Annotated in this window: 24 protein-coding genes; 11 read left to right on the top strand and 13 right to left on the bottom strand. The window is 71.6% G+C overall.

The window, feature by feature from the left end; all coding sequences use genetic code 11:
- Positions 1–124: 124 nt before the first annotated feature.
- From RYH79_RS04365 to RYH79_RS04385, 5 genes are read right to left on the bottom strand one after another with little or no spacing between them, the layout of a single operon-like run.
- Complete coding sequence (locus RYH79_RS04365) at positions 125–1114, bottom strand: hypothetical protein (RefSeq protein WP_370896612.1); 990 nt, start codon at positions 1112–1114, stop codon at positions 125–127.
- Between the two features lie 50 nt (positions 1115–1164).
- Complete coding sequence (locus tag RYH79_RS04370; protein ID WP_370896614.1) at positions 1165–1737, bottom strand: hypothetical protein; 573 nt, start codon at positions 1735–1737, stop codon at positions 1165–1167.
- 49 nt (positions 1738–1786) lie between these two features.
- Positions 1787–3559, bottom strand: coding sequence for a b(o/a)3-type cytochrome-c oxidase subunit 1 (locus RYH79_RS04375; RefSeq protein WP_370896616.1), 1773 nt, complete (start codon positions 3557–3559; stop codon positions 1787–1789).
- The gene (locus RYH79_RS04380) at positions 3549–4112 is read right to left on the bottom strand and encodes a cytochrome c oxidase subunit II (RefSeq protein ID WP_370896618.1); all 564 of its coding nucleotides are present in this window, start codon (positions 4110–4112) and stop codon (positions 3549–3551) included. Before RYH79_RS04380 ends, RYH79_RS04375 begins: the two co-directional genes overlap by 11 nt.
- Positions 4113–4116: 4 nt before the next feature.
- Positions 4117–5310: a halocyanin domain-containing protein gene (locus tag RYH79_RS04385; protein ID WP_370896620.1), complete on the bottom strand. Its 1194-nt coding sequence runs from the start codon at positions 5308–5310 to the stop codon at positions 4117–4119.
- 159 nt (positions 5311–5469) lie between these two features.
- On the opposite strand from RYH79_RS04385, the gene RYH79_RS04390 reads away from it, so the two are divergent.
- The 8 genes from RYH79_RS04390 to RYH79_RS04425 all read left to right on the top strand — a co-directional run bounded on the left by RYH79_RS04390 (position 5470) and on the right by RYH79_RS04425 (position 12139).
- Positions 5470–6183, top strand: coding sequence for a helix-hairpin-helix domain-containing protein (locus RYH79_RS04390; protein ID WP_370896622.1), 714 nt, complete (start codon positions 5470–5472; stop codon positions 6181–6183).
- 43 nt (positions 6184–6226) lie between these two features.
- Positions 6227–7939 carry an anthranilate synthase component I family protein gene (locus tag RYH79_RS04395; RefSeq protein ID WP_370896624.1) on the top strand — a complete coding sequence of 571 codons (1713 nt, stop codon included), beginning with the start codon at positions 6227–6229 and terminating at the stop codon, positions 7937–7939.
- Positions 7936–8508: an anthranilate synthase component II gene (locus RYH79_RS04400; protein WP_370896626.1), complete on the top strand. Its 573-nt coding sequence runs from the start codon at positions 7936–7938 to the stop codon at positions 8506–8508. Before RYH79_RS04395 ends, RYH79_RS04400 begins: the two co-directional genes overlap by 4 nt.
- A 61-nt stretch (positions 8509–8569) precedes the next feature.
- Positions 8570–9085, top strand: coding sequence for a redoxin domain-containing protein (locus RYH79_RS04405; RefSeq protein WP_370896628.1), 516 nt, complete (start codon positions 8570–8572; stop codon positions 9083–9085).
- 185 nt (positions 9086–9270) lie between these two features.
- Positions 9271–10290 (top strand): prenyltransferase, encoded by a 1020-nt coding sequence (locus RYH79_RS04410; RefSeq protein ID WP_370896630.1) that lies wholly within the window; start codon positions 9271–9273, stop codon positions 10288–10290.
- Positions 10291–10326: 36 nt separating this feature from the next.
- Positions 10327–11037: a DUF547 domain-containing protein gene (locus tag RYH79_RS04415; RefSeq protein ID WP_370896632.1), complete on the top strand. Its 711-nt coding sequence runs from the start codon at positions 10327–10329 to the stop codon at positions 11035–11037.
- Positions 11038–11184: 147 nt separating this feature from the next.
- Complete coding sequence (locus RYH79_RS04420; protein ID WP_370896634.1) at positions 11185–11373, top strand: methytransferase partner Trm112; 189 nt, start codon at positions 11185–11187, stop codon at positions 11371–11373.
- Positions 11374–11476: 103 nt separating this feature from the next.
- A complete protein-coding gene (locus RYH79_RS04425) occupies positions 11477–12139 on the top strand; it encodes a DUF7524 family protein (protein ID WP_370896636.1) in 663 nt (220 codons plus the stop codon).
- An 8-nt stretch (positions 12140–12147) separates the two neighbouring features.
- Here RYH79_RS04425 and RYH79_RS04430 read toward each other — a convergent pair whose 3' ends face one another.
- Entirely contained in the window at positions 12148–12822 is a 675-nt protein-coding gene (locus RYH79_RS04430) for a hypothetical protein (RefSeq protein WP_370896638.1), read from the bottom strand.
- 173 nt (positions 12823–12995) lie between these two features.
- Here RYH79_RS04430 and RYH79_RS04435 point away from each other — a divergent pair, with 173 nt between their 5' ends.
- Entirely contained in the window at positions 12996–13139 is a 144-nt protein-coding gene (locus RYH79_RS04435; RefSeq protein ID WP_370896640.1) for a hypothetical protein, read from the top strand.
- Between the two features lie 5 nt (positions 13140–13144).
- On the opposite strand, the gene RYH79_RS04440 is transcribed toward RYH79_RS04435, so the two are convergent.
- The 7 genes from RYH79_RS04440 to RYH79_RS04470 form a co-directional block, all read right to left on the bottom strand.
- Positions 13145–14254, bottom strand: coding sequence for a TIGR04053 family radical SAM/SPASM domain-containing protein (locus RYH79_RS04440; protein WP_370900760.1), 1110 nt, complete (start codon positions 14252–14254; stop codon positions 13145–13147).
- Between the two features lie 37 nt (positions 14255–14291).
- Complete coding sequence (gene dgoD, locus RYH79_RS04445) at positions 14292–15437, bottom strand: galactonate dehydratase (RefSeq protein ID WP_370896642.1); 1146 nt, start codon at positions 15435–15437, stop codon at positions 14292–14294.
- A gap of 25 nt (positions 15438–15462) precedes the next feature.
- Entirely contained in the window at positions 15463–16533 is a 1071-nt protein-coding gene (locus RYH79_RS04450; RefSeq protein ID WP_370896644.1) for a glycosyltransferase family 4 protein, read from the bottom strand.
- A gap of 3 nt (positions 16534–16536) precedes the next feature.
- Positions 16537–17694: a glycosyltransferase gene (locus tag RYH79_RS04455; RefSeq protein ID WP_370896646.1), complete on the bottom strand. Its 1158-nt coding sequence runs from the start codon at positions 17692–17694 to the stop codon at positions 16537–16539.
- A 43-nt stretch (positions 17695–17737) separates the two neighbouring features.
- Complete coding sequence (locus RYH79_RS04460; protein WP_370896648.1) at positions 17738–18382, bottom strand: FAD-dependent oxidoreductase; 645 nt, start codon at positions 18380–18382, stop codon at positions 17738–17740.
- Between the two features lie 39 nt (positions 18383–18421).
- Entirely contained in the window at positions 18422–18694 is a 273-nt protein-coding gene (locus RYH79_RS04465) for an amphi-Trp domain-containing protein (RefSeq protein ID WP_370896650.1), read from the bottom strand.
- Between the two features lie 64 nt (positions 18695–18758).
- Positions 18759–19031, bottom strand: a complete 273-nt coding sequence (locus tag RYH79_RS04470) for a hypothetical protein (RefSeq protein ID WP_370896652.1) — start codon at positions 19029–19031, stop codon at positions 18759–18761.
- A 98-nt stretch (positions 19032–19129) separates the two neighbouring features.
- Here RYH79_RS04470 and thiE point away from each other — a divergent pair, with 98 nt between their 5' ends.
- Entirely contained in the window at positions 19130–19801 is a 672-nt protein-coding gene (gene thiE, locus RYH79_RS04475; RefSeq protein ID WP_370896654.1) for a thiamine phosphate synthase, read from the top strand.
- Entirely contained in the window at positions 19798–20622 is an 825-nt protein-coding gene (gene thiM, locus RYH79_RS04480) for a hydroxyethylthiazole kinase (protein ID WP_370896656.1), read from the top strand. The genes thiE and thiM overlap by 4 nt, the downstream gene beginning before the upstream one ends.

A 20622-nucleotide genomic window follows, 5' to 3' on the forward strand; every position in this document is an offset into this window, starting at 1 on the left:
GCCCGCTAACCGCCGCCCGGTCAAATGCCTCACGGTGCACCACTGGCCGAGGACCACCGGACGACGGCCGTCTCACCCGACCGAGACTCCGGATCTGTGTCGACACTGACAGATCGACGACCGGTCACGCCCCCGACATCTCACCGAGCACCTCCCGGTAGCGGTCGACGATCTGCCGGAACTGGTCGAGGTACGCGCCGTCGTGGAACCGGTCTGCGCTCTCCGCGAGCTTCTCGTCGAACGCCCGCAGGTCGTTGACGATTCCCTCCGTGCGGTACTCCGTCAGCGACTCCATCCCGGTCTCCGGGCTCGGTTCGCCGAACTCCACGCGGTACTGGCCGACGTCCAACGGCCAGCAGGCGTCGACGGCGGCGTCCCACCGGGCGTAGAACACGGCCGCCCCGGCCCGCGCCAGCGTCTCCCGAGCGTCGGCGACGCCGTCGACGGGGCCGGGCGGCGCCGCGAGCAGGGTCTCCGTGGCTCCGGCCCGTGGGAGTGCCTGGTCGTACGCCGTCAATACCCTCCGGACGGCCTCCGCCCGTCGCGGGTTCGGGAACGCCGGTAGTTCTCCCGCCGCCAGCACGGTCGGCTCGAACGTCTCGTAGCGTTGGAACAGAAACGCGCCGAGCGTCGTCAGCTGTTCGCCCAGCGTGATCAACACCCCTCGGACCGCCTCCGCCGACTCCTGTTCGTCCAGCCGACTGAGCGACGACTGGCACAGCCGGAGCCGGCCGTCCAGCTCCCGGATGCGTTCGAACTCCCGGCGGCCGAGCGTGTACTTCCGGGCGACGTACTCGGTCAACAGGTCCGCCGGCGTGTCGTACGGCTCCGGAAACGTCTCCATCGTCGCCAGGCCGTCGTCGAGTTCGTCCAACTCCGCCGGGTCGATCAGCCCGGTGTGACGCAGGCTGCCGCCGTGTGTCGACAGTCGGAGCCGACTCGCCGTCGGGCCGAACTGATCGTCCAGCCAGCCGTAGGTGAGCGCGAAGTCACCCCCGAGCTCGACCCCACTCACGCGGTCCGTCGCCGGGTCCGTCGTCTCCGGGAGCTCGGCCGTCGGATCCGCTTGGAGGAAGTCCGGCGGCGTCGCCCCACGCTCCCGGTCTGACGCCATGTACTGCGGTTACGACGCCCCGGGTTTCGGTTTTCCGGTCGCGGCGACGGTCACCCCTCGATCGGCGGCCGTGCGACCGTCACCTCGCGGGCGACCGTCTCCGTGTCCTCGCGCAGGAGAGTGACGGCGACCCGGCGGGGCATCTCCCCGTTCGGCAGCCGCCAGGCACCCGTCACCACCCCGGTCTCGCCCGGTGGGATCGTTCCGGTGCTCGACTCCCCGGCGACGGTCGTCCCGTCGTACAGGGTCACGGTCCCGAGCCGGAGTTCGTGTGGTGTGTCCGTGGAGTTGTCCACCTGGACCCGGAGGAGGTACGTCCGGTCGGTCGCTCCGCGGACGACCGACCGAGCGACGGTCGCGGAGACGGCGGCCGCCGGGAGGAGCCCGTCGCCCTCTCCGACGGCGTCCCGGCCGGCCGTCGGGGTCGGAGTCCGCGTCGCCCCCGCGGCACCGCCGTCGTCACCGCCGAACAACGCGTCCACCGCCAGCCCGCCGAACGTGATCACCTCGATCACGACCGGGACGCCGAACGCCAGAGCCGCCACCCACTTCAGCAGCCGGCGGCGGTCCGTCTCCTCGCCGTACGCCCCCGTCGGCTCGTCTGCGTCGTCGTCTGTCGTCATCGGTGTCGTGTGTCGCGGGGTGACCCCGCAGCGTGTCGGGATCGGTCGGTCACACCGGGAACGGGACGCTACCCGGGCTCAACAGCCCGTCGGACAGCATCGAGTACAACGGCAGCCCGTAGGCGATGGCGACGAGGATGACCGCGATCCCGACCCACAGCTTCAGGTTGTCCAGCACGCGGGGGGAGTCTTCCGCGGTCGACATCGGCGTCGGTAGCTCTCCGTTGACGCGCAGCGACGCGTTCGGCGGGCTGGCGAACCAGGTCCAGGCCATCACCGCCAGGAACATCGCGGCCGCGACGAACAGGAGCGTGCCGCCGACGGCGATCTGGATCTGCATCTCACCGACGCCGCCGACGACGGCGTCGTAGCTGAACTGCTGGTACTCCGGCTCGGCCGTCCGGCGCGGGACGCCCGCCAGCCCGGCGCGGTGCATCGCGTTGCTCATCAGCACCATCCCGACGAACCAGACGTACGGCTGGACGGCCGCGACCCCGCGGAGCTTCAGCCGCTTGCCCGTGATCTGCGGGACGAGCCAGTACGACACCGCCATCAGCGTCAGCGCGAACGCCGTCCCGACGGTGAGGTGGAAGTGGCCCGGCACCCACAGCGTGTTGTGGATCAGGTAGTTGATGTTCATCCCGGCGTTGATCATGCCGGAGAAGCCGCCGGCGGCGAAGGCGACCCCCGACAGCGCGATCCCGGAGAACGCCGGCCGGTGCCACGGCAGCGCCTTCAGCCAGCCGAAGTACCCCTCCCCGCCGCGCTGGCGGGCCCCGTGTTCCATGCTGGCGACCACCGTGAACAGCGTCAGCAACGACGGCAACAGCAACAGCATCGTGTTCGTCATCGCTACGGCCTTGAACCCGGAGGCGATCCCGGGGTCGGTGTACTGGTGGTGGAAGCCGACCGGGGTCGACAGGATCAGGAACAACACGAACACGACACGCGCCAGCGGGTCGGAGAACAGCCGACCGCCGGCGAGCTTCGGCAACACCGTGTACCAGATCACGTACGCCGGCAACAGCCAGAAGTACACCACCGGGTGGCCGAAGTACCAGAACAGCGTCCGGGTGAGCAAGGGGTCGACCTTCGGGATCAGCCCCAGCGACCACGGGATCAGGAAGAACACGACGCTCACGGCCAGCCCCAGCGTCGAGATGTACCACATCAGCATCGTCGTCGTCACCATGAACGACTGGAGCGGGATGCGGGCGTCCGGGTTGGCCGACCGCCACTCGCGGTACTGGAGGAACCAGTCGACGCCGGCGACCCACGACCCGACGATCAACAGCGCGGCACCGATGTAGAACAACGGGTGTGCCTGGAGCGGGGCGTAGAACGTGTAGAGCACGTCGGCGCTGGCCGGAATCTCGTCGATCAGGCCGGCGAGGATGGTGCCGCCGGCCAGCAGCGTGCCGAACGACATCGTGCCGACCCACGCCCAGGTGAGCCGTGGCCGCGTGGGCGAGACGCCGAGGCTCCTGGTGTTGGCCCAGTGGAACAGCCCGGTGATGCCGAACGTGGTGAACACGAGCGCCATCAGGACGCCGTGGCCGGTCAACAACGTGTAGTAGTCGCTCGACGGCACGATCCGGAGCACGTCCGTGCGGTGGAGCGCCTGCATCAGCCCGAAGACCGCCCCACCGGCGAACGCCAGGAAGGAGACGGCAAACAGGACCCGCACGGCCGCGGCGGCGTCCGGGAACCGGTCGACGAACGCCTGTCGACTGCTCGTGTCCTCGTGGTCTCCGTACGACTCCTCCGTGTCGGTCGGCGTCTCCGCCGGTGTGTCGACGTTGTCCGGGTGTTCAGTCGCCATCCGTCCCTCCCGACGCCGCCCGAGCGTCGCTCGTGTCGGGCTCGACGTCGAACTGTGACTGCGGCACCACCTCCAACGACCCCGCCATCGTGTGGTGGCCCGACCCGCAGTACTCGTGACAGACGATCCCGTAGCTCCCCGCCTCGTCGAAGGTGACGGAGAACTCCGACACCTGTCCGGGGATCACCATCGTGTTGACGTTCGTGCCCGCGAGATTGAACCCGTGTGTCACGTCGGCGGAGGTGACGTGGAACGTCACCTGCTCGCCGGCGGGCACCTCGACCGCCTCGGCCGTGCCGGGCTCGAACAGGAACTGCCGCGCGACGACGTACACGTGGAGTCCGTCGTCCTCGCGGTACACACCCGGCTCGCGGAAGTTGTCCATCCGGTCGAACTCACCGTCGGCGACGGCGGAGGCGTCGATCGTGCCGCCGGAGTCGTCGACCATCGCTACCCCCGGGCCGACGGCGCCGTAGACGATCGTGGCGACGAACGCCCCGATCAACAACAGCGCGGCCCCGAACCAGATCTTCTCGAATCTGTGTACGTGCATCGTGTCACCCCCCGATCGACGGTCCGGTGAGGAACTCGACGAAGTACATGAACACCCACAGCAGCCCGATCAACACGAAGTAACCGGCGACGAGCGCGGCCGTGCCGACCGGGTCGTAGTCGTCGTCGACCTCCCGGGCGTGTTCTTCGGCGGGCGCCTCGGTCGCGGTCCCGCCGGCGGCGGCCTCCTTGGCCGCCGAGATGTCCCTGTACCCCGAGTACGCCTCACCGCCCAACACCGCGACGGCCGCCACCGTCGTGATCCCGCCGGCGAACAGGGCGAACCACCCCCGGAAGTCGCCCGGCATCGGGAGGACACCGCCGCCGGAGGCGGCCGCGCTGTCGCCGCCGTCACTGCCACCGCCGCCGATGTCCCCGACGACGATCGCGCCCTTCATCCCGAGTGCCCTGTGCGGCTGGCAGTAGTACGTGTACACCCCCGGCACCTCGAACGTGTGCGAGAAGGTGTGGCCGGCGTCGGCGACGAGTTCGCTCTCGAAGGTGCCGTCGGTGCCGACCACGTTGTGAGAGCCACCGTTCCCGTTCCACTCCCAGGCCACGGTCGTGCCCGGGGAGACGCGGACGGCGGCGGGTCCGAACCCGTACGGTCCGTCCCCGTTCTGGGCGCCGACGGTGACGCTCACGCCGTCGCTGCCGCGTTCGTCGACGGTGCCGTCGTAGTTGGCGACGTCGTCGAACCACCCCTCGTAGTTCGGCTCGGCGACGCTGCCGCCGGAGCCGTCGCCGGAGCCGACGACGACGGCACCCTTCATCCCGAGCGCCCGGTGTGGCCGACAGTAGTACTCGTACGTGCCCTCGGCCTCGAACGTGTGCGAGAAGGTGTGGCCGGCGTCGGCGACGAGTTCGCTCTCGAAGGCACCGTCCGTGTGGACGACGTTGTGAGAGCCACCGTTCCCGTTCCACTCCCAGGTCACGGTCGTCCCTGGGGAGACGCGAACGGCGGCGGGCCCGAACCCGTACGGTCCGTCCCCGTTCTGGACACCGACCTCGACCGTGACCTCGTCGCGGCCGGTCCGGTCGGTGACTCCGTCGAAGTTGGAGACACCGTCGAACCACCCCCCGAAGTCCCTGCCGGACTGCGCGGCCGCGGGCTCGGCGGCACCCAGGAGTGCCACGGAGGCCGTCGCGCCGCCAGCCAGCACCTGCCGGCGGGTCGGTGTGCGTTCGATGCGTGACATGTGATTCGGCGTTCTCCACACGCGCCGATAAGAGGGTCGAGCGGTTCCCAATCAGTAGGAAGCGGGGCGTTCGAGCGTCCCAGACGACGGGAGCCGCCCGCCGTCGGCGGACGCCGACGGTCGAAGGAGGCAAATGTCGGCTCCCCGTAGCAGGCAGGGATGTCGCTCATCGACCGGATCAAGCGCCTCCTCGGAGTGGCGGACGACGACGACGACGACGCCAGTGGCGCCGTGACGATCGAACGCGAGCCGGAGAGGGAGACGGCACCCCCGGCAACCGAGACGGAGGCGGCGGTGAAGGGGACGGACGCCGGCGCGGCCGCCCCCGCCGACGAGCCGGTCGAGACGGACGAGACGAGCGGGGACGACGCCACGACGGACGACGACACGACCGACACCGCGACGGACGACGACACGACCGACACCGCGACGGACGACGACACGACCGACACCACGACGGACGACGCCGCGGCGGACGACACGGCTGCAGACGGCGACGAAACTGCTGCCGAACCGAGAGACGACGAGGCGGCGGGAGGGGACTCTCCGGAGACAGTCGCAGACGACACCGAGGAGACGGCAGACGACACCGAGGAGACGGCAGACGACACCGAGGAGACGGCAGACGACACCGAGGAGACGGCAGACGACGCCACGGACACCACGAACGACACCGCGGAGCCGGAGGACGTACCGGTCGCGGAGATTCGCGGGATCGGTCCGGCGTACTCCGACCGGTTGGCCGACGCGGGCGTGGAGACGGTCGCGGAGCTGGCGGCCACGGACGCCGAGACGGTCGCGTCGGCGACGGAGCTGTCGGAGAAACGGGTGTCCACGTGGATCCAGCGGGCGGCCGACCACGGGGCGACGTAGCCGCGACCGGAAGTCACATTCGGCCGACACGCCGAACTGTCGTATGCGACTCACGACGGACCGCGAGACGTACCGGCGGCTCGCGGCCGACGGCCCGCCGTCGGCCCGCGTGCCGGTGGTCGGGCGTCTCCAGGTCGCGGACCCGTTCGACGCCTACCGCCGCGCCCGCGGCGACGACTGGAGCGTGTTCTTGGAGACCAGCGGGGTCCAGTCCGGCTGGGGCTACTTCGGAGTGACGCCGACGGATCGACTGACCGTGCGGGCGCCGGCGGCGCCACGGAGCCGCGAGCCCGACGGCCACGGCCAGTACGCGGACCCGTCGCCGACGCTCGCGGCGTTGTCCGGCTTTCTGGACGCCGGGGAGCTCCGACGGGGGGAGTGTCCGGTGCCGTACCCCGGCGGGACGGTCGGCTGGCTGTCGTACGACGTGGCCCGGGAGCTAGAGACGCTGCCGGGGGGGACCCCCGACGACCGAGGACTGCCGCGGCTCCAGGCGGCGCGTTACGACGCGCTGGCGGCCTGGGAGTGTCCCGCCGGCGACGACGAGCCGCTGTACGACGACTCCGTCGACCTGTGGCTGTGTGCGAGCCCGCCGGTCGGCGACGACCCGGACGCGGGCTACGACCGCGCGGTCGCGGCCGTGCGGTCGCTGGCCGACCGAATCCAGACTGGCGACCCGGGGGTCGGAGCGCCGCCGGCGGCGGCCGACCGGGTTCGGTTCGAGAGCGGCGTGGGCCGGGAAGCGTACGCCGACCGGGTGCGGGCGGTGCGGGAGTACGTCCGCGCGGGCGACACGTTCCAGGCGAACGTGAGCCACCGGCTGACGGCGCCGGCCGCGGTCCACCCGGTCGACGCCTTCGCCGCGCTCCGGCGGGTGAACCCGGCGCCGTACTCCGGGCTCGCGGAGTTCGGCGGCGTGGACTTAGTGGGCGCGAGCCCCGAGCTGTTGCTCCGGCGGGAGCCCGTCGACGACGACACGGTGGCCGTCGACGGGGAGTCGTTCTCGGCGACGGCGCGGCTCGTCACCGAGCCGATCGCCGGGACACGGCCCCGTGGGGAGACGACCGACGCCGACGCGGCGCTGGAGACGGACCTCCTGAACGACGAGAAGGAACGCGCCGAGCACGCGATGCTCGTGGACCTGGAGCGAAACGACTTGGGGAAGGTGTCGGTTCCGGGGTCGGTCGCGGTGCCGGAGTACCGTCGGGTGGACCGCTACAGCGAGGTGATGCACCTCGTGTCGTTGGTCGAGGGTGCAGAGCGGCCGGACCGCTCGCTCGCGGACGGGGTCGCGGCGGTGTTCCCCGGCGGGACGATCACGGGCGCGCCCAAGCCGCGGACGATGGACATAATCGACGAACTGGAGACGACGCGTCGCGGGCCGTACACGGGGTCGCTCGGCCTGTTCGGCTTCGACGGCCGGGCGACGCTGAACATCCAGATCCGGACGCTCGTCCGGACTGGCGAGCAGTACGCCCTCCGGGTGGGCGCGGGGATCGTCCACGACTCCGAGCCGGAGCGAGAGTACGACGAGACGCTGGCGAAGGCCCGCGGGCTGGTGTCGGCGTTGGACGACCGGTTGGACGCGGCGGCACTCGACATCGTCGGACCGAACGAGACGGGAACGTCAGCGGGTGACGAGACGGACGAACCGAACGTATCGACAGGCGACGAGATGGACGAACCGAACGTATCGGCAGGCGACGAGACGGACGAACTGGACGCCCCAGCTGGCGACGGGGGTGAGGGGTCGTGACGGAGATTCTCGTCGTGGACAACTACGACTCGTTCGCGTACAACCTCGTCCAGTACCTCGGACAGTTCGCGTCCGTGACGGTCCGGCGCAACGACCGGATCGACACGGCCGGAATCGCGGAACTGGATCCGGACGGGATCGTCGTCTCCCCGGGCCCGGGAACGCCCGCGGACGCCGGGGTGTCGATCCCGGTGTTCGAGGAGCTGTCGTACCCGACACTGGGGGTGTGTCTGGGCCACCAGGCGCTGTGTGCCGCGGCCGGCGGCAACGTCGGGTCGGCGCCGGAGGTGGTCCACGGGAAGCCGTCGGCGATCACACACGACGGTGAAGGGGTGTTCGCGGGGCTCCCGCCGGAGGTCGACGTGGGGCGGTACCACTCGCTCTGTGTCGCACCCCACGACGTACCGTCGTCGCTGTCGGTGACGGCCCGGACGGCGGACGACCGCGGGACGGTGATGGCCGTCAGGAGCCGGACGGAGCCGCACGTCGGGGTGCAGTTCCACCCGGAGAGCGTGCTGACGGACGCCGGCGAACGACTCGTCGAGAACTTCGTCGCCGGCTGTGAGTGACGGTCGGTCGCGTGACGAGCACGACCGCCAGCCAGTTGTCCCTGCCCCGCCTACGGACGGTGTGAGTGACACGACACGCGGGGCGGAGGCGGCGCCGGCGTTCGAGCTTCGAAACGTCGGTCCGGGTCCGGACCCGTTCACCCCGATGGCGGCCGCCGAGACGGAGGCGAGTCTCGTCGTCCTGTTCCAGCGCGACTACTACTGTGGCAACTGCCGCGACCAGGTGGCGGACGTGGCCGACAGAATCGAGGAGTTCCGCGAGCTGGACGCGCTCCCGGTGTCCGTGCTCCCGGAGTCCGTCGACCGGACGCGGGAGTGGCAGGCCAAAGTGGAGCTGCCGTACCCGGTGTTGGCGGACCCCGGCGGCGCCGTCGGCGACGAGTACGACCAACCCAGCCGCTTCGGCGTCCTCGGCAACGTCTTCGACCTCGTCGGCCGGATGCCGTTGGCGGTCGTCGTCCGTCTCGACGAGACGGGCCCGACCGTCACGACGACGTACCCCGGGTCGACGCCGTCTGACCGCCCCGACATCGACGAGTTAGTGGCCGACTGCCGGGCATGCCTGGACGAGGATTGACGTTCTCCCGACGAGTGTAAGAAATCTGATATCGGTCGTCGCCGAGCAGATCGCACGACGGTGCGGTAGTCGCTCGGACGGCGCCGCCGGCCCTTTCGAACGGAAACACGTCCATCTACACACAGTTACACTGCGCGAACCAATGGGAAATGCATTTGAATACGCCCTCGAACGTCTACGTAACGGTGGCGACAGACAGACGGCCAGGCGTCGAAGCCGGCGCCGGGCGTGACGACGAGTGTGGTGACAGTGAGTCGGACGGGGACGCCAGACCGGACGGAGGCAGTGTCGTCCAGAGTCGCTCGCGACTCGTGGTGCCCCGAGCACTGTGGCAGATGCTCAGGCCCGACCAGGCGGCGCTGATTCTGTTCCTCTACGGTGTCGGGCTGGCGGCGGCGGCGGTGACCGCTGGCGAGCCGTTGGCGGCTCACCTCTCCCGGGCCGTCGGCGGACTGGTCGCGCTGGCGGCGACGACGGCGACCGTCCACTACGCCAACGAGTACGCCGACTACGAGACGGACGCGCTGTCGACCGGCAGCGAGTTCTCCGGCGGCAGCGGCGCGCTCCACGAGTACGACCTCCCGCGGTCGGTTGCCCGGTGGGCGACGACCACCACCGCCGCCGCGACCCTGCCGGCTGGCCTGTTGGCGTACAGCCTGGGCGTTCCGCTCCGGGCGCTCGCGGTGTTGGGGGTCGTGTTGGTGGGGGGCTGGGAGTACTCGCTGCCCCCGTTGGAGTTGGCCTGGCGCGGCCTCGGTGCGCTCACGAACGCACTCTTGGGGGCGCTCCTGTTGCCCGTGTACGCCGTCGCCGTCGTGACGACCCCGACGCTCGACCACGTCGCCCTCTTCGTTCCGTTCACCGTGGTGACGACGCTGAGCCTCCTCACGACACAGTGGCCCGACCGCGACGGCGACGCCGCCGTCGGCAAGCGGACGCTCGCCACCCGGCTGTCGCCCGCTCGGCTCCGTCGGTTGTTCTTCGCCGTCGCGGCCGCGTACCCCGTCAGCGTCGCCACGGTCCACCTGACCGTCGGCCTCCCGACGCCCGTGCTCGTCGCCCACCTCCTGCCGCTCCCGGCCATCGCCTGGGGTACGCGGACGTTCACCCGCCAGGAGTCGCCGCTGCCGGGCGTCACCGCCATGGTGTCGACGGCGGTCGCCGTCGGGGCCGCCTGGGGTCTCGAACTGCTCGCGCACGGCTGAGTGGGCTTTTCCCGGCTGGAGCGTCTCTACTCACCCGTGACCGAGGGACAGACGACGGCGACGGACCCACTGGCCGCCAGCCGGTCGTTCCTGTTGGCGGTGCGACGCGACGAGCCGACCGACGAAGCGGAACGGCGGCTCGCGGCGCTGTCGGAGTCGGCGCTGTCGGCACTCTCCGTCGACGCCCGGACGGCGTTCTGGCTGAACGTGTACAACGCCGCGACCCAGACGCTGTTCGCCGACCGAGGGGAACTGTACGAACGGAGCAGGTGGCGCTTCTTCCGGGCGGACGCCGTCCGCGTCGCCGGCGCGACGCTGTCGCTGGACGACGTCGAACACGGACTGCTCCGGGCCAAGAGCAAGTACGGCCTCGGCTACGTCCCGCGACTGTTGGCGTCCGGCTTCGAGCGCCGGCACGCGCTCCCGGAGCCGGACCCGCGAGTCCACTTCGCGCTCAACTGTGGGGCCGCCTCCTGTCCCCCCATCGCGGCGTACTCGCGCGACGTGGACGCCGAGTTGGATCTGGCCGCGGCCGGCTACCTGGAGGCGACGGTAGATCACGACCCGGAGGCGAACGTCGTCAGGGTGCCGGCGCTGTGCCGGTGGTTCCGGGGTGACTTCGGCGGACCGGCCGGCGTCCGCGAACTGCTCGCTCGCTACGACCTGATCGACGAGGCGGCGACGCCGACGGTCCGGTACCTGGAGTGGGACTGGAGCCGGACGCCGCCGGCGTTCCGAGACGTGTGAGTCGGGGGCCTGCACCACGCCGTCGACCACTGTCGTCGAAGATCACGGTGAACGGACGCTCCGTGGTCGAAGACAGTGCACGTAGCGGTCCCGTCCCCCGGTGTCGGAACCGTAGGCTTTTGTCCCGCCCGGGCTACTGTGACGAGCATGAAGGAGTCGCTGCTGGACATCGTCTGTTGCCCGGTCGACAAGGCGGACCTGGAGCTGGAGGGTGCCGAACACGAGGACGGGGAGATCGTCGCCGGCGAACTCGTCTGTGTCGAGTGTGGTGAGACGTACCCCGTGGAAGACGGGATCCCGAACCTCTTGCCGCCGGACATGCGCGAGGAAGCGTAGTCAATCCGTCCGCAGTCGGGCGATTTCGGGTTCCGAGAGAGCCAGCTCGGACCGCCCGCGCTTCGGGACGAAGTTTTTTGTTCCACGCCGAGAATCTCCGGACGTGTCACGTCGCGGTACACTGTCGGTCGCGCTCAACCGGGACCGCCTCAACGGGGTGAGTCTGCCCGAGCGGTTCGAGACCGTCGGTGACTTCCGCGTGGGGCTGGAGAACGCCGACGCCCCGGTCCACGTCCACCTCAGGCTCGAGGGGCCGTTGGCGAGGGTCGCCGAGACGGTCAGCTCCAACCACTACCTGGAGCCGGGCGACCGCAAGTTCGTCGACGTGGAGGTGGCGGCCGTCGACGAGTCCGTCGCCGGTCGGCTCACCGTCGTCACGGGCCACGGCTCCATCGAGGAGAGTGTCCCGGTGACGGTGACGTCCGCCACCTCCGGCGCGGTGGAGGTCGACCCGGACCTCGCGGCGCCGGACGGTCGCGCGCCACGAGCGGAGTCGGACGGCCAGCAGCCACGGGCAGAGTCGGACGACCAGCCGCCACGAACAGAGCCGGACGACGAGGAGCCGCCCCCCGTCGCGGAGGTCGCCGCCGCCGTCGCCGACAGCCGCCCGGACTCCGGCACGCTGCTCGTCGGCGGCTTCGCCGTCGGTGCTCTCCTGTTGGCCGTCGGGCTGCAAGTGACCGTCGGCTCCCCGGTCGTCACGCTCGGGTTGTTCGCCGTCCTCGTGGCTGTCGCCGCCGCCGGGTACATCCTCCTGTCCGAGTAGCCGTCGAGCTACGCCTCGTCGTCGGCTTCCGTCTCCTCGTCGACCCGCGACCGGAGCCGTTCGACCGTCCCGCGGAGGTCGTCCACGGCGGTCTGGATCTCGTCGAGTCGCCGCTCGACGGCGTCGGCCTCCTCCAACACTGCCTCGACGGTCGCGGGGGTCGGCGACGCCGTCTCACCGGCGTCACCCGTGAACTCGATCCGAGTGCGCCGTCCAACCCGGACGGTCGGGTCTTCGGGCTCCGTCTCCGTCACGGTGAACTCTACGACGCCAGTCTCGCCGGCACGCGACTCGATGTCGTACCGCTCCGTGCCGCGGTGGAGGAACGCCTCCCGGTCACGGAGGAGACTCGCGAGATCAGTCGGGTCGTTGCTCCCGGGGTCGACGACCACCCGGTCGGCCTCCGGGACGACCCCCGGAGAGACGGTCTCGACACGGATCTCCCCGGCCTCGGGCGGCGGGAGCAGCCGCTCGGCGAGAGGTTCGGCGACGTGGACCTCGTCGTCGATCCCGTTCGCGAGCTGGTCGTCCACCGGATCCACCCGGAAGAAGACGGAGTGGTCGTCCGCCCGGAGAGCGACCGCGTCACCCTTCTGGAGCCGACCGCCGAGCTGCGTGCGCCCGAGCCGGACGTGTGAGGTCGGCCGGTCTGCCGTCGGAACGAGCGTGGCGTACAGCGTCACGACACACCACCCCGGCGGCCCGGGCGCCCGGCGGCGCGAGCGTGTCCGGACATACTCGACACGGTCGGTCGGCCGTCGGGTAAACTTTCCCACACTCCTCGGGCGTCGAGAGTCACTTCCAGCGCGAACGGACAGGATTTATCCTCGTGCCGTTCCTGTGGCTGGAACGTAACGTGATCGACAGACTGGACGGACTGCTCTCGGGCGACGACGCCGAAGTCCTGATCGAGTGTCGCAACTGTGGCCGGACGCTCGACGAGGACACCGGCGCCTGTCCCGCCTGCGAGGCGACGGAGTTCGCACGCTACGAGGTCTGATCGGGTCAGTTCCCCTCCGTGCTCGCTTCCCCCTCGACAGCCGGCGGCTCGTACGGACACGACGGGTCCGGCCCGAGCGGGTCGCCCGTCTCGGCGTACGCCCGCGAGCGACTCCCGCCACACACCTGCCGGTACGGACAGACGCCACACTTCCCGGTCAGCGCCCCCGTGTCCCGCAGCCGTTCGAACAGGTCACTCTCTCGATAGCGTTCCACGAGCGACGCCTCGCGGACGTTGCCGACGGAGACCGGCAGGAACCCGGAGGGGTACACCTCGCCGACGTGCGAGACGAACGCGAACCCGTCGCCCGCGCGGGCCGCCGGCCGCGTCGCCGGCGGCCCGCGTGTCGGCGTCAGGCTCGCGGGGTCGACACCCCGCCGTTCGAGGTCGACACGTCGGAACGCCGGTGCCTCCGTCGTCTTCACGGCGAACTCGCTGGTCGCCCGCACGTCGTGGAGCCAGTCGAACACGCGGTCGGTCCGCTCCGGGGCCACGGGCGTCAGCGTCTCCCCCCGGCCGACGCCCACGAGGAAGAACACGGCCCACCGCGTCACGCCCAACTCGGCGACGAGATCCCGAACCGCCGGGAGTTCGTCGACGGTTCGCTCACAGACGGTCGTGTTCACCTGGAGTTCCAGGCCGAGATCGTCGGCCCACCGCGCCGCCCGGAGCGTCTCCTGGAACACACCCGACTCCCCCCGGTGGCCGTCGTGGACCGCCGGGTCGGCGGCGTCGAACGACAGCGCGAGCCGGGCGAGCCCGGCGTCGGCCAGCCGCGCCAGCCGCTCGCGGGTGAGCGACGTGGTGCCGCTGGGAGTGAGCGCCAGCCGCAGTCCCAGGTCCGTCCCGTGGGCGATCAGCTCCGCCAGGTCCGGCCGCTTCAGCGGGTCGCCGCCGGACAGGATCACGATCTGGCCGTCGCCGAACGCGGCGGCCGCCTCCAACAGTCGCTTCCCCTCCGCGGTCCCGAGCTCGTCCGGGTGTCGTGCCGGCGTCGCCGCCGCGCGACAGTGGTCACACGCCAGGTCACAGGCGCGTGACACCTCCCAGACGAGCACGATCGGTCGGCGGCTCGTGTCGAACACACCGACAGACGGGGCCCGGGGGTGAAACAGTCCGGTGCGGCTCCCGGGCGGCTGGAACGCCGGCGCCCTACCACTCCGCGAGGCTGCCGTCGTCGTGGCGCCAGACGGGGTTGTGCCAGTCCGGCTCCGGCGCCGCCGCGAGCGCCGTCTCGTCCACCTCGACCCCCAGCCCGGGACCGGTCGGCAGGTCGACGAAGCCGTCGTCGAACGCGAACACGTCCGGGTTCGCGAGGTAGTCCAACACGTCGCTCGTCTCGTTGTAGTGGATGTCCAGGCTCTGTTCCTGGATCGTCGCGTTCGGCGCGACGGCGTCCACCTGGACACACGCCGCCAGCGCGACCGGTCCGAGCGGGCAGTGGGGGGCCAGCGCGGCGTCGTGTGTCTCGGCGGCGGCCGCGATCTTCTGCACCTCCGTGATTCCGCCGGCGTGTGACACGTCCGGCTGGACCACGTCGACGGCGCCCGTCTCCAACACCTCCCGGAAGTCCCACCGGCTGTACAGCCGTTCGCCGACCGCGACCGGCGTCGTGGTGTGGGCAGCCACCGCCGCGAGTTCGGCCGTCTGCTCCGGCCCCACCGGCTCCTCCACGAACGCCGGATCGTACGGCTCTAAGGCGGCGACGAGCCGTTTGGCCGCCGGCTTCGACGCCCGGCCGTGGAGGTCGACCGCCACGTCGACGTCCGGCCCGACCGCCTCCCGGACGGCCGCGAGTCGGTCTGCGGCCGCCTCCACGGCCGCCGGCGACGCCAGCCGTTCCAGCTCCGCCGTCGCGTTCATCTTCACCGCCGAGAAGCCGGCCGCGACCTTCTCGCGGGCGGCGTCGGCGACGTCCGCCGGCCGGTCGCCGCCGATCCACTGGTACACCTGGACGCGGTCCCGCACCGGACCGCCCAGCAGTTCGTAGACGGGAGCGCCGAACCGTTTCCCCTTCAGGTCCCACAGCGCCTGGTCGATCCCGGCGATCGCCGACAGCAGGACCGGTCCACCGCGGTAGAACCCGCCGCGGTACATCGTCTGCCAGTGGTCCTCGATCCGCCCGGCGTCCTCGCCGACGACGTGTGTCTCCAACAGCTCCTCGACGGCCGTCTCCACCGTCCGGGCGCGCCCCTCGACGACCGGCTCACCCCAGCCGACGAGGCCGTCTGCAGTCTCCAGCCGGAGGAACAGCCACCGTGGCGGGGCGTGGTAGAGGTCGTAGTCCGTGACTCGCACGCCCGCCTGTCGGCCCCGTCGGCGCTTAGTCCCGGTGGTCGCGGTAGACGGCGAGCAGCCGGTCCGTCGTCTCCGCCCACGTCGGGACGGCCGTCGGGTCCGGCGCCGGCCCGTCGACGGCCGTCCGGACGGCCTCGCCGACCGTCGACGGGTCGACCTCGGAGACGCCGACGACGCCGTCGTCGCCCGTCCAGTCGGACAACGCCGCCGCCGTCCGGACGACCGCGGGCGTGCCCGCCGCCAGTGACTCCCCGACCGTCAGTCCGTACGCCTCGTGTGTCGACAGCGCGACCGTCGCCGCCGCGCCGGCGTACAGCCCTGGCAGCCGCTCGTCGGCGACGTACCCCAGGAACTCGACGCGGTCGGCCACGCCCGCGGCCCGCGCCCGCTCGGCCAGCGTCTCCCGGTACGGCCCCGCGCCGGCCACCCGGAGGTCGTACTCCGGGAGCACTTCCAGCGCCGCGACGGCGTGTTGCACGCCCTTGTACGCCTCCAGCCGACCGACGGACAGGAGGTAGGGGCGATCGGTCGACGCCGGCGTCGCCGACTGGAACCGCTCGCGGACGACGCCGTTCGGGACGACCGTCCCCTCGACGCCGAAGTCGGTCGCCAACTGCCGTCGCTCCCAGTCGCCGACCGGCAACACCGCCGCGGCCCGCCGGAGCGTCGCCGCCCCCAGCGGTCGGTAGACGGCCAACAGCCGGTCGCGGAGTGTGTCGTCACTCCCGCCGTGGTAGTGTGGCGTGGCGACGACCGGCACCGCCTCGTAGGCGGCGGTGAGTCCACCCAACGCGAACGGGATCGCGTGGTAGTTGTGGACGTGGACCACGTCCGGGTTCCACGACCGACAGCACTGCCGGACGGCCGCGACGACCCCGGGGGCGACGTAGAGGTTGTCACCGGGGGCGAACGCTCGGACGCGACGCACCCGGACGCCGTCGCGCCGCTCCCGCCGTGCGCCGTCGTCGCCGGCGTCGGCGGCCACGACGGTCACGTCGTGGCCCCGGTCGACGAACCGCGTGGCGACCGCCTTGACGTGGGTCTCCACGCCGCCGGACTGTGGCGGGTAGCGGTGGGTGACGAGACAGATCCGCACGGCTCAGTCGTACGCCTCCCGCAGCTCCGCGTCTACCTCCCAGGTGCCGTCACCCTCGCCCGCGAGCAGCTTCAACGCCGCCCGGAACAGCGACACCTGGGTGTCGAACAACGAGTAGACGGGCTGGAGGTCACCCAGCGCGTCCCGGGAGCCGGCGAGGACGAACGCGTACACCGCCAGCGGGACTGCGAGCCCGACGGGCCCGGCGAGCGCGAGCCCCGCGAGCGTGGCGACGGCGACGCCGCCGGCGACGAGCCACGGGGAGACGACGGTCGCCCAGAAGTTGAACGGCAGGACGACCGCACCGTACAGGCCGTACTGCGGGCGGAACAGGGCGTCGCGCTGGCGCCACAGCAGCCGGACCAGTCCCATCGCGCGGCGGTCCTTCTGGCGGCGTCGTTTCCGGAACTCGGAGTGGGCCGCCTCCATGTACCTGATCGCGGGGTCGAACACCACGCGGTCACCGCCGCGGCGAATCCGCAGCGCCAGCTCCGTGTCGTCGGCGATGGAGTCGTCGTCCACCGGGACGACCGCGTCCCGCTCGAACGCCGAGAACGGACCGTGGAACACGAACGTGGAGTCGAGGTGCGACTCCAGCGTCTGGATCCGGGCCTGCACGTCGCGGTAGCCGCGTTCGACGGCGCTGCCGCCCAACACCTCGGCGTTCCGGCCGGTGACGGCGCCGATCGCCGGGTCCGCGAGGTTGGCGACGGCCTCCCGGACGGCGTCGGCCGCGACCCGGGAGTCACAGTCCGTCTTCACGATCACCTCGTTCTCGGCGGCGGCGTACGCCTCGTTCAACGCGACCGCGAGCCCACGGCGCTCGTCTTCCTCGATCAGCGTGAGCGACGGCGTCACCCGGTCCGTGAAGAACGACTCCACGATCTCCGGGGTGTCGTCGTCGCTGGAGTCGACGACGACCACCTCCACGCGCTCCATCGGGTAGTCCCACGAACAGATCGACTGGAGCTTCGACTCGACGATCTCCGCCTCGTCGTACGTCGGCAACACGACACTGACGGTCGGGCGGTGGTCGCGTCGCTTGTCGGCCGGTGACCCCTCGGGGTCCCAGACGACGGAGAGGGCGGCGAACACGAGGTACGGCAGCCCCGTCGCGGCGACGAGCCCCGCCAACACGGAGAGGAGACGGCGCGGGTTCACGATCCGCCGTACACCGACCCGACGGGAAAAGGCGTCGGACCGTTCAGCCGAAGTTCTCCACCTTCGCCGTCGCCGGGTCGACGCCCGCGGCCTCCAGGGCCGCCTCCGCCTCCGCGACGAAGTCGTCGAAGCCGTAGACGAACGCCTGCTCGCCGTCGCCGCCGGCCACGGCGTCGGCGACGGCCGCGCCGACGGCGCCGTCGGTCACGGTCACGGCGGCGCCGGCCTCCCGCAGCGCCGCCAGTCGGTCCTCGTGGGCCGGCGCGTCGTCGCGGTAGACGACCGCCGCCTCGTTGTCGGCCGCGACCGCCCGCTCGGCGATGGCGACGGCCGGGCCGACGCCCGGTCCGCTGGCCAGCACGACCGCCCGCGACTCCTCCTCGTAGAACTCCTCGCCGAACGGGCCGGCGACGGCCAGCTCGTCGCCCGCCGACAGCGCCGCGAGGTAGCCGGCGAAGTCCGGACCGTCGCCGTCGCCGCCGCCGACCCCCACGGTGGTCTGGAAGCCGCCGGCCGTCTCCGGCGACGACACCGTGTAGAACCGCGAGACCGACTCGCCGTCTACGGTCGCGGTCAGCTTGACGAACTGCCCGGGCTTCGCGTCGAACGTCTCCGGAGCCGACAGTTCCACCGCGACCGTCTCCGGTCCGACGGACGCAACCTCCCGCACCGTTGCAGTGAACTCCATACCGGACGGTGGGGCGGCGACGACACGAGGCTGTCGGTCTCAGCTCTCCCCGCCGGCCGGCTCCCCGTCGCCGCCCGTCGTGTCGCTCGCGGTGGGCGTAGGTCCGGCGTGGTCGGTCACCGGCGCGAGCGTCACCTCCAACTGCCGGCGTCGGCCGTCACGCTCCAACTCCAGTCTCACGGGGTCGGAGGGGTGGAGTCGGGCCGACCCCTCCCCGAGGTCGAGTGTCAGCGGGCCGCCGGCGCCGAGATCAGCCGCCAGCCCACGAAGCTGTGCCGCTACGGTCGTCGGCTCGTCTCCAGGTGTAGTCACGGACGACGGTCACCGTCCCCGACCCTCAACCCCGGGCGTTCTCCTCGCGCGGCGGCGAGAAGTCTCACCTGCGGGCCGCGTCCAGCCCGACGGCCGCGAGGCCGACGAACGACACCGCGAGCCCGACGCCCGGGCGGACCGCGAACGACGACACCACCACGGGCGTGACCGCGACCGCCAACGCCGACAGGAGTGACCGTTCGGCGTCGTCCGTCGCCGGTGCCGTCGTGCCGGGGTGGCCCCCGACCTGCGGTGTTCCGGTCAGTTCCGTGGGTTCTCCCCGTGTTCCGATAAGCGCCCGGCGCGTGCCACGGTCGTCGGAACGCCTCCCGGGCACGACAGCACCCAGAGCTCCGCGTGCGTGCCGGTGGAACCTCCCGCCGCTCACCGCCGCAATCGTCAGTGGTATGTCGGCGTGGTACCGACGACTCACAGATGCGAGTCGAATACGGAACGTACCTCGTGACCCAGGCGACCCTCTCCGACGGGCGACCGACGGACGAGATCGTGGCGGCGGCGCTCGAGGGAGGGGTAGACGTGGTGCAGGTGCGCGAGAAGGGTCGGTCGGCCCGAGAACGGTTGGAACTGGCCCGACGGCTCCGCGAGCCGACGGCCGAGGCGGGCGTTCCGTTGATCGTCAACGACCGCGTGGACGTGGCCGCCGCCGCGGACGCCGACGGCGTCCACCTCGGCGACGAGGACCTCCCGGTGGCCGACGCCAGAGCGCAACTGGGCTCGGGCGCGCTGATCGGCCGGTCCGTCTCGACCGTCGCCGACGCGGAGGCGGCCGTCGCCGCCGGCGCAGACTACCTCGGTGTCGGCGCCGTCTTCGAGACGAGCTCGAAAGACGTCGACGACGAGGAGTCGGGGATCGGGACGGAACGAGTCCGAGCAATCGCCGACGCCGTGAGCGTCCCGATCGTCGGGATCGGCGGGATCGACGCCGACAACGCCGCGGACGTGGTCGCGGCCGGCGCGGACGGCGTGGCCGTGATCTCGGCGATCACCGGCGCGGACGACCCCGCGGCGGCGACGGCGTCGCTCGGGGAGGCGGTCGAGACCGGCCGGGAGCGCCGCGCGACGCGGGCCGGGGGGCCAGAGCAGTGAGCCACCCACCCGTCGACCTCCCGGACGCGCTGGCGACCGTCGCGGAGACGGCGCCGCTCGTGACGGCCGTCACCAACCGCGTCACGGTCGCGGACGTGGCACAGACCGTCGACCACTGGGGTGCGCTCCCGGTGATGTCCGAGGACGAACGCGAGGTGGACGAACTCGTCGCGGTCGCCGGCGGACTCCTGCTCAACGTCGGCACGATCACGGCGAGCCAGGAGGAGACGATGCTCGCGGCCAGCGAGGCGGCGAGCGACCACGACGTCCCGGTCGTGTTGGACCCGGTCGGCGCCGGCGCGACGGACACCCGCGACCGTGTGTCGGCGACGCTGGCCGATCACGGCGTCGCGGCGATCTGTGGCAACTACGGCGAGATAACGGCGCTGACGGGCGCCGACGCCGAGGTGCGGGGGGTGGAGTCCGTCGGCGACTACGACGACATCGCGGAGACGGCAGTCGCCTGCGCCCGCCAGTCCGACGCGGTCGTCGTCGCCTCCGGCGAGACCGACGTGGTCGCCACGACGGACGCGGCCTACGAGGTCGCCGTCGGCACGCCGGAGATGGGTGAGGTGGTCGGGACGGGCTGTACGCTCGGTGCGACCCTGGCGGCGTTCCTGGCGGCGCTGCCGGCCGAACGGGGGGCGCTGGCGGCGACGGCGGCCTTCGGGCTCGCGGGCGAGGCCGCCGCGGCCGAGGAGTTCGGCTCCGTCTCCGGACCGGCGTCGTTCCAGACGGCGATGCGAGACGCCGTCGCCGGGCTCGCGGCGACGGCGCCGGACGCGAGCGACCGGATCACCCGGGTGCTCGCTCCGGAGTAG

This window comes from Halobaculum sp. MBLA0143 (genome assembly GCF_041361465.1).
GTDB lineage: Archaea > Halobacteriota > Halobacteria > Halobacteriales > Haloferacaceae > JAHENP01.

What these genes read in the sequence shown, in the direction of transcription:
- RYH79_RS04420 (WP_370896634.1), top strand. Translation starts at nt 11,185, where the DNA reads ATGAAGGAGTCGCTGCTGGACATCGTCTGTTGCCCGGTCGACAAGGCG.
- RYH79_RS04395 (WP_370896624.1), top strand. Translation starts at nt 6,227, where the DNA reads ATGCGACTCACGACGGACCGCGAGACGTACCGGCGGCTCGCGGCCGAC.
- RYH79_RS04370 (WP_370896614.1), bottom strand. Translation starts at nt 1,737, where the DNA reads ATGACGACAGACGACGACGCAGACGAGCCGACGGGGGCGTACGGCGAG.
- RYH79_RS04390 (WP_370896622.1), top strand. Translation starts at nt 5,470, where the DNA reads ATGTCGCTCATCGACCGGATCAAGCGCCTCCTCGGAGTGGCGGACGAC.
- RYH79_RS04375 (WP_370896616.1), bottom strand. Translation starts at nt 3,559, where the DNA reads ATGGCGACTGAACACCCGGACAACGTCGACACACCGGCGGAGACGCCG.
- RYH79_RS04460 (WP_370896648.1), bottom strand. Translation starts at nt 18,382, where the DNA reads ATGGAGTTCACTGCAACGGTGCGGGAGGTTGCGTCCGTCGGACCGGAG.
- RYH79_RS04385 (WP_370896620.1), bottom strand. Translation starts at nt 5,310, where the DNA reads ATGTCACGCATCGAACGCACACCGACCCGCCGGCAGGTGCTGGCTGGC.
- RYH79_RS04365 (WP_370896612.1), bottom strand. Translation starts at nt 1,114, where the DNA reads ATGGCGTCAGACCGGGAGCGTGGGGCGACGCCGCCGGACTTCCTCCAA.
- RYH79_RS04380 (WP_370896618.1), bottom strand. Translation starts at nt 4,112, where the DNA reads ATGCACGTACACAGATTCGAGAAGATCTGGTTCGGGGCCGCGCTGTTG.
- thiE (WP_370896654.1), top strand. Translation starts at nt 19,130, where the DNA reads ATGCGAGTCGAATACGGAACGTACCTCGTGACCCAGGCGACCCTCTCC.